12 protein-coding genes and 1 riboswitch are annotated in these 11,353 nt (G+C 70.8%); of the genes, 6 read left to right on the top strand and 6 right to left on the bottom strand.

Translation table 11 applies throughout. From position 1 onward, the window contains the following. Both EF918_RS25335 and EF918_RS25330 read left to right on the top strand, forming a co-directional pair. Positions 1 to 1,050: metallophosphoesterase (locus tag EF918_RS25335; protein ID WP_125650825.1), on the top strand; the 1,050-nt coding region annotated here is incomplete at its 5' end. A gap of 210 nt (positions 1,051 to 1,260) precedes the next feature. Then, positions 1,261 to 2,013 (top strand): hypothetical protein, encoded by a 753-nt coding sequence (locus EF918_RS25330; RefSeq protein ID WP_260610655.1) that lies wholly within the window; start codon positions 1,261 to 1,263, stop codon positions 2,011 to 2,013. A gap of 6 nt (positions 2,014 to 2,019) precedes the next feature. Here the strand turns inward: EF918_RS25330 and EF918_RS37205 are convergent, their stop codons facing one another. Further along, the gene (locus EF918_RS37205) at positions 2,020 to 2,928 is read right to left on the bottom strand and encodes a hypothetical protein (protein ID WP_185921911.1); all 909 of its coding nucleotides are present in this window, start codon (positions 2,926 to 2,928) and stop codon (positions 2,020 to 2,022) included. Positions 2,929 to 3,150: 222 nt separating this feature from the next. On the opposite strand from EF918_RS37205, the gene EF918_RS25315 reads away from it, so the two are divergent. After that, positions 3,151 to 4,386 carry a glycosyltransferase gene (locus EF918_RS25315; RefSeq protein ID WP_260610654.1) on the top strand — a complete coding sequence of 412 codons (1,236 nt, stop codon included), beginning with the start codon at positions 3,151 to 3,153 and terminating at the stop codon, positions 4,384 to 4,386. Between the two features lie 129 nt (positions 4,387 to 4,515). Continuing rightward, entirely contained in the window at positions 4,516 to 4,929 is a 414-nt protein-coding gene (locus tag EF918_RS25310; protein ID WP_125650823.1) for a VOC family protein, read from the top strand. A 72-nt stretch (positions 4,930 to 5,001) separates the two neighbouring features. Here the strand turns inward: EF918_RS25310 and thiC are convergent, their stop codons facing one another. After that, on the bottom strand, positions 5,002 to 6,789 hold the full coding sequence (thiC, locus tag EF918_RS25305; RefSeq protein ID WP_125650821.1) for a phosphomethylpyrimidine synthase ThiC: 1,788 nt from the start codon (positions 6,787 to 6,789) through the stop codon (positions 5,002 to 5,004). Further along, a riboswitch (TPP riboswitch) is annotated at positions 6,784 to 6,932 on the bottom strand. (Overlaps the previous gene by 6 nt.) Positions 6,933 to 7,004: 72 nt before the next feature. Between thiC and EF918_RS25300 the strand changes: the two genes are divergently transcribed. Further along, a complete protein-coding gene (locus tag EF918_RS25300) occupies positions 7,005 to 8,606 on the top strand; it encodes a YibE/F family protein (RefSeq protein WP_260610652.1) in 1,602 nt (533 codons plus the stop codon). A gap of 27 nt (positions 8,607 to 8,633) precedes the next feature. Here EF918_RS25300 and EF918_RS25295 read toward each other — a convergent pair whose 3' ends face one another. The 4 genes from EF918_RS25295 to EF918_RS25280 form a co-directional block, all read right to left on the bottom strand. Then, positions 8,634 to 9,083 carry an SsgA family sporulation/cell division regulator gene (locus EF918_RS25295; protein WP_125650819.1) on the bottom strand — a complete coding sequence of 150 codons (450 nt, stop codon included), beginning with the start codon at positions 9,081 to 9,083 and terminating at the stop codon, positions 8,634 to 8,636. 97 nt (positions 9,084 to 9,180) lie between these two features. Then, complete coding sequence (locus EF918_RS25290) at positions 9,181 to 9,927, bottom strand: IclR family transcriptional regulator (RefSeq protein WP_260610651.1); 747 nt, start codon at positions 9,925 to 9,927, stop codon at positions 9,181 to 9,183. Positions 9,928 to 10,203: 276 nt separating this feature from the next. Continuing rightward, positions 10,204 to 10,422, bottom strand: coding sequence for a DUF5326 family protein (locus EF918_RS25285; protein ID WP_125650827.1), 219 nt, complete (start codon positions 10,420 to 10,422; stop codon positions 10,204 to 10,206). A gap of 160 nt (positions 10,423 to 10,582) precedes the next feature. Next, entirely contained in the window at positions 10,583 to 10,900 is a 318-nt protein-coding gene (locus EF918_RS25280) for a cupin domain-containing protein (protein WP_125650817.1), read from the bottom strand. Between the two features lie 38 nt (positions 10,901 to 10,938). Between EF918_RS25280 and EF918_RS25275 the strand changes: the two genes are divergently transcribed. Beyond that, positions 10,939 to 11,313: a phage holin family protein gene (locus tag EF918_RS25275; RefSeq protein ID WP_125650815.1), complete on the top strand. Its 375-nt coding sequence runs from the start codon at positions 10,939 to 10,941 to the stop codon at positions 11,311 to 11,313. Positions 11,314 to 11,353: the final 40 nt, after the last annotated feature.

Genomic DNA, 11,353 nt, shown 5'->3' with positions numbered 1-11,353 from the left:
GCCCAGGCCCCCGTACCGACCCAGGCCCCTGTACCGGCCCAGGGCCCCGCGCCCGTACCCGCGCCGGAGACCGAGGCCGTGCCCGAGCCCCGGCCCGCCGAGCAGGCCGGGGAACCCGACGGCTACACGCCCACCCAGCGCGACCTGCCGGTGATCAGCCGCCCGGCCGAGGGGCCCGGCAGCACCCTCCAGGTCCAGTTCGTCCCGCAGGACGTCCAGAGCACCGGCCCCGGCCCGCTCTACGTCGTCGGCGACGTGCACGGCTACCTCGACGAGCTCGTCACCGAGCTCCGCACCCAGGGGCTGATCGACGCCGACTGCCGCTGGTCGGCCGGCAACGCCCGGCTGTGGTTCCTCGGTGACTTCACCGACCGCGGACCCGACGGCATCGGCGTGATCGACCTGGTCATGCGGCTGTCCGCCGAGGCGGCCGCGGCCGGCGGCTACTGCAAGGCCCTCATGGGCAACCACGAGCTGCTGCTCATCGGCGCCAAGCGGTTCGGCGACACCCCCGTCAACTCGGGCGCCGGCACCGCCACGTTCCAGGCCGCCTGGCTGCTCAACGGCGGCCAGCGCGTGGACATGGACCGGCTGGAGGACGTCCACCTCCAGTGGATGTCCCGGCTGGACGCGGCGGCCCTGGTCGACGGCCACCTGCTGCTGCACTCCGACACCACCGCCTACCTCGACTACGGAACCTCGATCGAGGACGTCAACGACACCGTCCACGAGCAGCTCAACCGCCACGACGCAGACATCACGTGGGATCTGTTCCGCAAGTTCACCAAGCGGTTCGCCTTCCGCGACGAGGAGAGCGGGCCGCGGGCCGTACGGGAGCTGCTGGCCACCTACGGCGGCTCGCGCGTGGTGCACGGGCACAGCCCGATCCCGTACCTGCTCGGCGAGGTCGGCACCGAGGACGGGGACGACACCCGCGATCCGGCCGTCGACGGCCCGCACGTCTACGCCGACGGGCTCGCCATCGCGATGGACGGCGGCGTGACGATGGCCGGCAAGCTGCTCGTCGTGCAACTCCCGCTGGGTGACTGAGCGTTCCCGACCATGGGTAATTCTGATAAGTCCCTGTCACCGCACGGCGGGGGCGCTCTACCATCGCTCTATCCGTAGCAGGCTCTCCTCCGTTTGCGCCGGCTGCCCGGTCTACGCGGGCTGACCCGGCCCGGGACGGAGCATCGGGGGATGCACATGACCAGCGCTCCGCATCTGCTGACCTAGGACCGACCGGAGTTCCATCGGCTCCTGGACGACGCGCTGCGCACCGCGCAGGACCGCCCGGAGCTGGCCACCCTGGGCGAACGGCTGAACGCCGAACAGCTGCGCACCATGGCCCTGAACGCCCAGCCGCTGCTCACGGCGGCGGCCGCCGCCGAGTACGACCACTACGTGAAGCTCCGCGAGGAACTGCGCGAGGCGCCGGCCGAGAAACGACCGGAGGCGGAGGACGCCTCCGCCGGCTCCGGCGGCGGGGCCGGGGCCAGCGCGGTGATCGCGGTCCTGGCACCGGTGCTGGCCGGTACCGCGATGCTGATCTTCCTGCTGGTGGGCTACATCCTGAAGCTGATCGAGCCCGAGCCGTCCTTCGCCGAGACCCTGATCACCACCGGCTGGCTGTTCGGCGCGCTCACGGTCGTGGCGGTCCTGGCCGCGGCGGTCGGGCTGCTGGTGGCGGCCGTACGCAACAGTGCGACGGAGGTCGTGGCGACGGGTGAGGACACGGTGCCCGACGAGGTGTCGCGGGCCCGCGACGCCTGGCGGCATGCCCTGCTGGAGCGCGGGATCGTACCGTTCCTGCGGGACGCGCTGGCCGATCCGAACGCCGGCCCGGGCCTTCCGGCCCCCCGCATGCCGGGGGCCGGGCGCATCCCCGATCTGGGATACACCCGGCCCGACTTCAGCAGCCCCGGGTCCCCGTCGCAGGGGACCCGGCCCGGTTACACGGCTCCGGACTTCACGAGCCCGGACTTCGGCGGCCCGGAGAACGAGCCGCAGTAAGGACCGCTACTCCTCCTGGGAGCGGACGGCGAGATCGCCCTCCTTGAACTTGTCGGCGAACTTGCCGCGCAGCGTGGCGGTGGTCACCGGGTTGATCTGGTTCCAGGTCTTGGTGCAGTTCAGGACCGGGTTACCCATGACCACCCCCGGGTTGCAGGTGGTCTCGTAGATCAGGTTCGTGGTGGTCAGGACCTCGATCGAGACGAGGTTGGCCTGGGCGCCGATGGCGATGGCGCACGCGGTGGCCGGGAACGTGTTCGGCGGGGTGCCGCCGTTGGTCAGGTCGTACCAGGTGAAGGCCGAGATGGTGGGCGTGTTGCTCCGGATGCCCGCGTAGGCCTTGCCGCCGGTCAGCACCGCGTTGACCTGGGTGGCGGCGCTCGGGTTGTACGTGTCGATGTCGCTGCACGGGCCGGCCGTACCGGGGGCGCCTGTGGCACCGGTCGCACCCGTGGCACCGGTGGCACCGGTCGGACCGGTGGGGCCGGTCGTGCCTTCGCCCGACGCGCCCGTCGCGCCCGTCGCGCCCGTCGCGCCGGTCGGACCCGTCGGACCGGTGGGACCCGTCGGACCCGTGGGCCCGGTCGCGCCCTCCGGACCCGTCGGGCCCGTCTTGCCCTTCTTGCCCCGGGGCCCGCGCGGGCCGGTCGGGCCGACCTTGCAGTCGTCGTCGTGGGCGCCGGACGGCCGGTTCCCGGTGGACTTCTGCATGTCGTCGTCATCGTGGTGCTGCGACGAGCAGTGGTCGACGGGGCTCGCGGCCTGGGCCGCCGACACCCCGGGCGACAGCAGCCCCGCGAGGACGAGGGCGACCGAGGCGGCGGTGCCGCCGGTCAGCCAGGCGGTCCGCCGGGGCAGCGGGCCGAGGAGGGACCGGGTCCTGTTCTCAGGACGGTCGGGACGATGGGAAGGCATGCGCCGCTCCTTGCCGATAAGCAGATGGCCGGATGGCCGGATGGGATGACTCCGGGCACATCGTCGGCAAGGCGCGGGCCACCGGGCGGGGCGCCTCGCCCAGGTGTCCACGGAACGGCCCAGCGACGCGCCGCCGCCCGGGTGCCTCTCGCACCGCCACCTGGCTCCCGGCCCCGCGCGCCGGGCACCCGCCGCCCGGGGGCGTCCCTAGGGTCACCCGCCGTGAAGCCGACCACCGCGAAGCCGTCCGCCTCGAAGGCGTCCCCCACGAAGCCGCCCCGCACCACGCCGGCCGGCGCCACGCCGGCCCGCACCACGCCGGCCGGCGCGCAGCCGTCCCCCACGAAGCCGACGATCTGCCTCTGCATGATCGTGAAGAACGAGTCCGCCGTCATCGAGCGCTGCCTGGCGTCCGTCCGGGACCTCATCGACACCTGGGTCATCTCCGACACCGGGTCCACCGACGGCACCCAGGACCTCATCCGTCGCACCCTGCACGGCATCCCCGGCGAGCTGCACGAGGAGCCCTGGGTCAACTTCGGCCACAACCGCAGCCTCAACATCGCCCACGCCCTCGGCAAGGCCGACTACCTGCTGCTGCTCGACGCCGACCTGGTCATCCGGCGCGAGGGCCCCCTGCCCCCGCTGACCGCCGACTCGTACATGCTGCGCCACGAGGGGCCGACCGAGTACCGCATCAAGCGCCTGGTGCGCGGCAGCATCGCCTGGCGGTACGAGGGCGTCACCCACGAGTACCTCACCTGCGAGGGCCACGACACCGAGCGGAACCTCGACGCCCTGGTCATCGAGGACTACGCCGACGGCGGCTCGCGGCACGACAAGTTCGAGCGCGACGCCCGGCTGCTCGGCGCCGAGCTGGAACGCGACCCGGGCAACACCCGTACGGTCTTCTACCTCGCCCAGACCCTGCGCGACATGGGCGACGTCCCCGGGGCCATCGCCCTGTACGAGCGGCGCGCCACCATGGGCGGCTGGGCCGAGGAGATCTACTTCTCCCTGCTCCAGGCCGGGGTCCTGCACGCCGAGTCCGGCAACTGGCCGGCCGGGATGGACGCGCTGACGCGGGCCTGGGAGTCCCGGCCCGAGCGTCTGGAGGCCTGCTACGAACTGGCCTCCCGGCTGCGCCTGCTCGGCCGCCACCGTGCGGCGCACGCCGTCACCAGCGCCGTACTGGACCGGCCGGCCCCCGACGACCTGCTCTTCATCCAGCCCTGGGTCTACCGCTGGGGACTGCTCTTCGAGCACTCGATCACCGCGTACTGGACCGGCGACCCGGCCGCCTCGCTCGCCGCCTGCGACCGGCTGCTGGCCATGGAGGACCTCCCCGAGGCCTACCGCCGCCAGACCGAGACCAACCGCCGCTTCGCCCTCGACCGGATCGTCCCCGCACCGGCCCGCAGGGACACGGCGTCCGAGCAGCGCCTCAGCGACGCCTGACCGGGACCGCTGCACAACTGGACTGTTCCGTTCATGACTTGATGCCGGACCGCACGCGAACGATCATGGGGTGATCACCAAGAGCCACCCGACCGAACGCGCCGAACGAGCGAACAGGGGAAGCAGATCATGTCCGTGCTGCGCATCAAGGCCTTCGACCACCTCGTCCTCAACGTCACGGACGTCGAGCGCTCCTTGGACTTCTACGTCGGCCTGCTCGGCCTGGAGCCCGTGCGCGTCGAGGAATGGCGGGCCGGGAAGGTGTCGTTCCCCTCGGTCCGGGTCACCCCCGACACCATCATCGACCTGTTCGCCCGCCCCCGCGGCGAGTCCAACGTGGACCACATCTGCCTCACCGTGGAGCCGCTGGACTGGCACGAGGTCGTCGCCTCGGGCCGGTTCACGGTGCTGGAGGGCGCCGAGGAGGGCGGCGTGGACCGCTACGGCGCCCGCGGCACGGGCCGCTCGCTCTACGTCCAGGACCCGGACGGCAACACGGTCGAACTCCGGTGGTACCCCGAGGACGCCGACGCCTCGGCGTGACGACGGCGACGGGCCGGTCCGTGACCTCCCCTCCTCGGGGTCGCGGACCGGCCCGTGCGCGATCGGCCCGTGCTACTCGGCCAGCGGCAGGTAGACCCGGTTGCCCGCCGCGGCGAACTCGGCGGACTTCTCCGCCATGCCCGCCTCGATCTCCTCGGCCTTCAGGTCGCCGCCGTGCTCGCGGCGGATGTCCTGGGAGATCTTCATCGAGCAGAACTTCGGACCGCACATCGAGCAGAAGTGGGCGGTCTTGGCCGGCTCGGCCGGGAGGGTCTCGTCGTGGAACTCGCGGGCCGTGTCCGGATCGAGGGCCAGGTTGAACTGGTCCTCCCAGCGGAACTCGAAGCGCGCGTCGGAGAGGGCGTCGTCCCACTCCTGGGCGCCCGGGTGGCCCTTGGCCAGGTCCGCCGCGTGCGCCGCGATCTTGTACGTGATGACACCGGTCTTCACGTCGTCGCGGTTGGGCAGGCCCAGGTGCTCCTTGGGGGTCACGTAGCAGAGCATCGCCGTGCCCCACCAGGCGATCATCGCGGCGCCGATGCCCGAGGTGATGTGGTCGTACGCCGGGGCGACGTCCGTGGTCAGCGGGCCCAGCGTGTAGAACGGCGCCTCCTCGCAGATCTCCTGCTGGAGGTCGATGTTCTCCTTGATCTTGTGCATCGGGACATGGCCCGGGCCCTCGATCATCGTCTGGACGTTGTGCCGCTTGGCGATGGTGTTCAGCTCGCCCAGCGTCTTCAGCTCGGCGAACTGCGCCGCGTCGTTGGCGTCCGCGATGGAGCCGGGGCGCAGGCCGTCACCGAGGGAGTACGTGACGTCGTACGTCGCGAGGATCTCGCAGAGCTCCTCGAAGTGCGTGTAGAGGAAGTTCTCCTTGTGGTGCGCCAGGCACCACGCGGCCATGATCGAGCCGCCGCGCGAGACGATGCCGGTCTTGCGGCGGGCCGTCAGCGGGACGTACGGCAGCAGCACGCCGGCGTGGACGGTCATGTAGTCCACGCCCTGCTCGGCCTGCTCGATGACCGTGTCCTTGTAGATCTCCCAGGTCAGCTCCTCGGCCTTGCCGTCGACCTTCTCCAGGGCCTGGTAGAGGGGGACGGTGCCGATCGGGACGGGGGAGTTGCGCAGCACCCACTCGCGGGTGGTGTGGATGTTGCGGCCGGTGGACAGGTCCATCACCGTGTCGGCGCCCCAGCGGGTGGCCCAGGTCATCTTCTCCACCTCCTCCTCGATGGAGGAGGTCACGGCGGAGTTGCCGATGTTGGCGTTGACCTTCACCAGGAACCTCTTGCCGATGATCATCGGCTCGATCTCCGGGTGGTTCACATTGGCCGGGAGCACCGCCCGGCCTGCGGCGATCTCCTCGCGGACCACCTCGGGGGAGACGTTCTCGCGGATCGCGACGTACTCCATCTCCGGGGTGACCTCACCGCGGCGGGCGTACGCGAGCTGCGTGACGGCCTGGCCGTCGCGGCCGCGGCGCGGCAGGCGCGGGCGGCCCGGGAAGACCGCGTCGAGGTTCTTGAGGCCACCGCGCGGCGAGGTGTGCTTGATGCCGTCGTCCTCGGGGCGGACGGGACGGCCCGCGTACTCCTCGGTGTCGCCGCGGCCGATGATCCAGTTCTCGCGCAGCGGGGGCAGGCCGCGGCGGACGTCGGTCTCGATCTGCGGGTCGGTGTACGGCCCGGACGTGTCGTAGAGCGTCACGTCCTTGCCGTTGGTGAGGTGGACCTGACGGACCGGCACCCGGATGTCGGGGCGCGAGCCCTGGACGTAGCCCTTGTGCCAGCCCGGCGTGCGCTGGTCCTCGCCAGTGCTGTCCTGGCTGGCGGCAGGCGTCGTTGCGTCCTGAATGGTCATCGGACCGTATCTCCCTACGCCGGCATTACCCGGTAACAGGTTCGGCGGTCGGCGCAGCCTCCTCCCGTAGCCGTCATCCTCGACGCGCGTACGGTGATCAGCGCCCTCTCAGCCCGGTGCTCCGAGCTCCCGCGTTGTGCAAAGGTGCCCCCACGCTAGCGTCATCTGTGGCGTGCTGAACAGTGGGCCCCCTCATCTCTTGCGATGATCTGCCTGTGACGCATGTGCCGCAGCCCCCCACCGAGCCCACGCGTACCCCAGGTCCCTACGGCCACGGGTACGCACCGGCGCACGGGCACGAGCCCGGGCCTTCACCGGCGGCCGCGCCGTCGTCCCCGCAGGTGCCGGCGCCGGCGCCGGCTCCCGGTGACGGGCACGACGCGAGGGCCCACGGGCACGGGCACGACGCGGGCGCCCACGGGCACGGCGGCGGCTCGGGGCAGGGGCAGGGGCACGGCCATGGGCAGGGGCACGGCGGGCACGGTGGCCACGGCCACGGCCACGGCGGGCACGGCCACAGTCACGGCCACGGCCCGGCGGCTCCCGTCTCGCGGCATCTGCGCAAGGTCATCGCCGCCGTACTGATCCCCTTCGCCACGGCCGTCTTCATCGGTATGGCCGTGCTCTGGCCGGGGGGCGCCCCCGCCCACGAGCGCACCGGCGTCGGCTTCGACCGGCAGACCCAGCAGGGCAAGGTCGTCGCCCTGGAGAATGTCGACTGCAAATCGGTGAACGCCGCCCAGGCGCCCCCCTCCGGCGGCGGCCCCGCCCCGGGCGGCGGCGCCCCGCAGGCCACGGGGACCGGGGACTGCAAGAAGGCCACGGTCGAGGTCGTCACCGGCCCGGACCAGGGCCGGACCTTTGTGGAGATCGTCCAGCCGGGGGCGCCGCGGCAGCTCTCCGACGGCCAGGAGGTCGTGGTCGCCTACGCTCCCGACGCGCCCAAGGACCTGCAGTACTCCGTGGTCGACCTGGACCGGAAGTTCCCCATCGCCCTGCTGGCCGGCATCTTCGCCCTGGCGGTGGTGGTGGTCGGCCGGATGCGGGGCCTGTTCGCCCTGATCGCCCTGGCCGTCAGTTTCGCGATCCTGACCCTGTTCATCCTCCCGGCCATCCTCCAGGGGTCGAACCCGCTGGTCGTGGCGGTGGTCGGCGCGAGCGCCATCATGCTGATCGCGCTCTACATGTGCCACGGGCTGACCGCCCGCACCTCGGTCGCCGTGCTCGGCACCCTCGTCTCGCTGCTGCTCATCGGGCTGCTCGGCTCGGTGTTCATCGACTGGGCCTTCCTCAGCGGCAACACCGACGACAACACCGGGCTGATCCACGGGCTCTACCCGGACATCGACATGAGCGGTCTGCTGCTGGCCGGTGTCATCATCGGATCGCTCGGCGTGCTCGACGACGTGACGGTCACCCAGACCTCGGCGGTGTGGGAACTCCACCAGGCCGATCCGTCGATGGGCTCACGGGCCCTGTACCGGGCGGCGATCCGGATCGGCCGCGACCACATCGCGTCCGTGGTCAACACCCTGGTCCTCGCCTACGCCGGTGCCGCCCTGCCCCTGCTGCTGCTGTTCTCGATCGCGAACAGCAGTATGGGAGCCGTCGCCAACAGCGAGCTGGTCGCGGAGGAGATCGTACGCACGCTGATCGGGTCGATCGGCCTGGTCGCCTCGGTCCCGGTGACCACGGCCCTCGCCGCCGTCGTGGTCTCCGCCGACCGGCCGGACCCCTCGGGTCCTTCGGGTTCCGCGGGTTCCCCGGCCGCCGCGACGGGCCGCGGCGGTCGGGGACGCAGGCGCCGTAAGCGCTGACCGGCAGGCGACGGGGCGGACACCCCGTCAGCCCGCGTTCTGCTCGTTCTGCCGGGCCTCGGCGAGGATCTTGCCCAGCTCCTGGTCGAGGTTCTCCTCGAAGTCCCCGAGATTGCGCTCCTGGCCGAGCGGCACGAGCCGGTCGGTGCGGTCGAGGAAGGCCACCAGCGGCGCCGCCCCGGCCCGGAACAGCGCCCGGTCACCGCCGACCTGGAGCCGGATGTGGACGTCGGACAGGTCCTCCGGGCCCGTGGGGGCGATGTGCACGTCGCCGTCGCCGCACGGCTTGTTGATGCCGTCGAGCAGCAGCTCCCGGCCGAACGCCCAGGTCACCGGCGCGTCTCCGGGCAGGTGGAAGGTCAGGCGTACCGCGTACGGGTCGTGTGCGTCGTACCGGAGCTCCACCGGGATCCGGAACGAGAGCTCCTCGGAAACGAGGAAGCTCATCATGACCTCTGCCTGTACCGACTCGCGCATGTCCTACCCCGCAATGTTGGAAGTGGCCAGGAATGATCCCCCAAGGCCCTCTTGACAAGAGTGGTGGAAGCGCTAGCAGATCACAAGGAGTGATATTTCAGATACTGATAGAGAACGCGAGCGAGCTCAGCAGCGCGCCTACTTCACTCCTCAGCCGATCAACCACATAGAGCAATCTGGCCTCTTGGTGCGCAGGAAGAGAAACAGCCATGGTCGCGGCGATGTCACCCGCTGTAATCGGAATGGCCGCGCACACAATGCCGAGGGCATATTCCTGTCGCTCGGTGACGGGTTGCATGCGCCCGATCGACGCGATCCGCTCCTCCATCGCCCGTACGTCGCGCACCGTGTACGGCGTGATGGGTTCCACCGGATGGCGTGCGTAGTAGTCGCGGCGCGCCTCTTCGTCGAGCTGGCTCAGCAGGCACTGGCCGATGGCGTGCGCGAACCCGGTCCGGCGGAATTCGGCCCACTCCTCGCACGCGGGGCTGGAGACGGTGTCCGAGACCCCGACGATCTCGATCTCGCCCTCGCGGTACACCGCGAAGTAGACCGGGGCGCCGACCACGTCGCGGAAGTGGGCGAGCGAATCGAGGATCATGGTGCGACGTTTCTGCTGCACCCCGCCGCCCGCCAGCCTCCCGGCGGCCTCGCCGAGAACGAACACCCCGTCCTCGCGCCGCAGATAGCCCTCGTGGGTCAGGGTCCGCAGCAGGTGGTACGCGGTGGGGAGCGGTAGCCCGGCCTCGCGCGCCAACTGCTTCGCCGGAGCCCCCTGGCTGTGGGAGCCCGCCGCTTCCAGCAGTCTCAGCGCTCTTTGCACCGAACCGATCAGAGTCGGCACACCGGCATTGTGAACCGCGGGCAAAGCTCACCCCCAGGCGTGGCGGCGGGCCACTGGGGCCCGCCCTGCGGGAGCCGGCCCCGTACGTCCGCGTCCCCTGGAGTTCCTTCCCCCGAGAGCGACGACATCGCCGCTGGTCAGGACGGATACCGGGATTCGGCACCCAGGGCACGGCACGGATTGCCACCCTATCCGCCGATTCCGCCGCCCGGGCGGCCCGGGGCGCCACGTTCGCCCAGGCGGGTTAATCCCCGTGCGGGTTACCAGTCCTGCGGGTTACCAGTCGCTGGAAGAACTCTTCGATCCGCTCCCGCTGAACTTCTTCACCGCGAAGATCAGACCGCCGACCAGCGCGACGAACAGCAGGGCCTTGAAGACGAAGCTGATCAGTGCACCGAGGATGCTGGTGATCACCCCGCCGAACACGAAGATCGCCAGAAGCGGAACCGCGACCCACTTCACCCACCAGGGCATTCCTGCGAATATCTGCCGGATACCGTCCATTTCCCCAACCTCTTCTCGTCCGTGACGTCCTGGCTCCGATGCTAGGAGGACGGACAGCGGAAAGGGCCGCCCCGGGCCCTTGGAGTCCCCTGAACCGCCCCTTAGGGGAGTCGGGGACCCTCGGCCGGCGGACGTCAGGGACCGGGGGCCGTCAGCCCTCCGGCGGCGAAAACACCACCAGGACCCGCAGGTCCTCGCTGATGTGGTGGAACTTGTGCGGCACCCCGGCCGGCACGTAGACCACGCTCCCGCGCGCCACCGTCGTCGTCTCCTCCCCGACGGTGACGGAGGCCCGGCCGCTGACGACGAAGTAGACCTCGTCCTGGGCGTGCGGGTTCTGGGGGTCGGTCTGCCCGGCATCGAGCGCGTACAGCCCGACCGACATGTTCCGCTCGCGCAGGAACTGCAGGTACGCGCCCTCGTTCGCGACGCGTTCCGCTTCCAGTTCGTCAAGCCGGAAGGCCTTCATACTCCTCGTGCCCCTTCTTCTCTGCAACGATCGGGCGCATGACGAATTTCGTACTGAAGACCCTCGCCAACGCGCTGGCGCTGGCCGTGGCCTGGCTCCTGATCGAAGACATCGAGCTGACCGATTCCGGTGACGGGGCCAAGGCCGTCACCCTGTTGCTGGTCGCCGTCGTCTTCGGCCTGGTCAATGCCCTCGTCAAGCCGATCGTGAAGCTGCTGTCGCTGCCATTGTTCATCCTCACCCTCGGGCTGTTCACCCTGGTCGTGAACGCCTTGATGCTGCTGCTGACCTCGTGGCTGGCGGGCAAGCTCGGACTGGGCTTCCACGTCGAGGGCTTCTGGACCGCGGTGGTCGGCGGCCTGATCATCTCCATCGTCTCCTGGGCCGCGAACCTGGTCCTCGACCGGGACTGAGGAACCATGAGCGCCGCCGTCCCGCCCCGGCCCCCGTCCC

The organism is Streptomyces sp. WAC06614 (genome assembly GCF_003949795.1).
Taxonomy (GTDB): domain Bacteria; phylum Actinomycetota; class Actinomycetes; order Streptomycetales; family Streptomycetaceae; genus Streptomyces.
Note: the sequence above shows the minus strand (reverse complement) of the source record. Positions and strands in the feature narration are given on the sequence as shown.

What these genes read in the sequence shown, in the direction of transcription:
- EF918_RS37205 (WP_185921911.1), bottom strand. Translation starts at nt 2,928, where the DNA reads ATGCCTTCCCATCGTCCCGACCGTCCTGAGAACAGGACCCGGTCCCTC.
- EF918_RS25310 (WP_125650823.1), top strand. Translation starts at nt 4,516, where the DNA reads ATGTCCGTGCTGCGCATCAAGGCCTTCGACCACCTCGTCCTCAACGTC.
- thiC (WP_125650821.1), bottom strand. Translation starts at nt 6,789, where the DNA reads ATGACCATTCAGGACGCAACGACGCCTGCCGCCAGCCAGGACAGCACT.
- EF918_RS25295 (WP_125650819.1), bottom strand. Translation starts at nt 9,083, where the DNA reads ATGCGCGAGTCGGTACAGGCAGAGGTCATGATGAGCTTCCTCGTTTCC.
- EF918_RS25280 (WP_125650817.1), bottom strand. Translation starts at nt 10,900, where the DNA reads ATGAAGGCCTTCCGGCTTGACGAACTGGAAGCGGAACGCGTCGCGAAC.
- EF918_RS25275 (WP_125650815.1), top strand. Translation starts at nt 10,939, where the DNA reads ATGACGAATTTCGTACTGAAGACCCTCGCCAACGCGCTGGCGCTGGCC.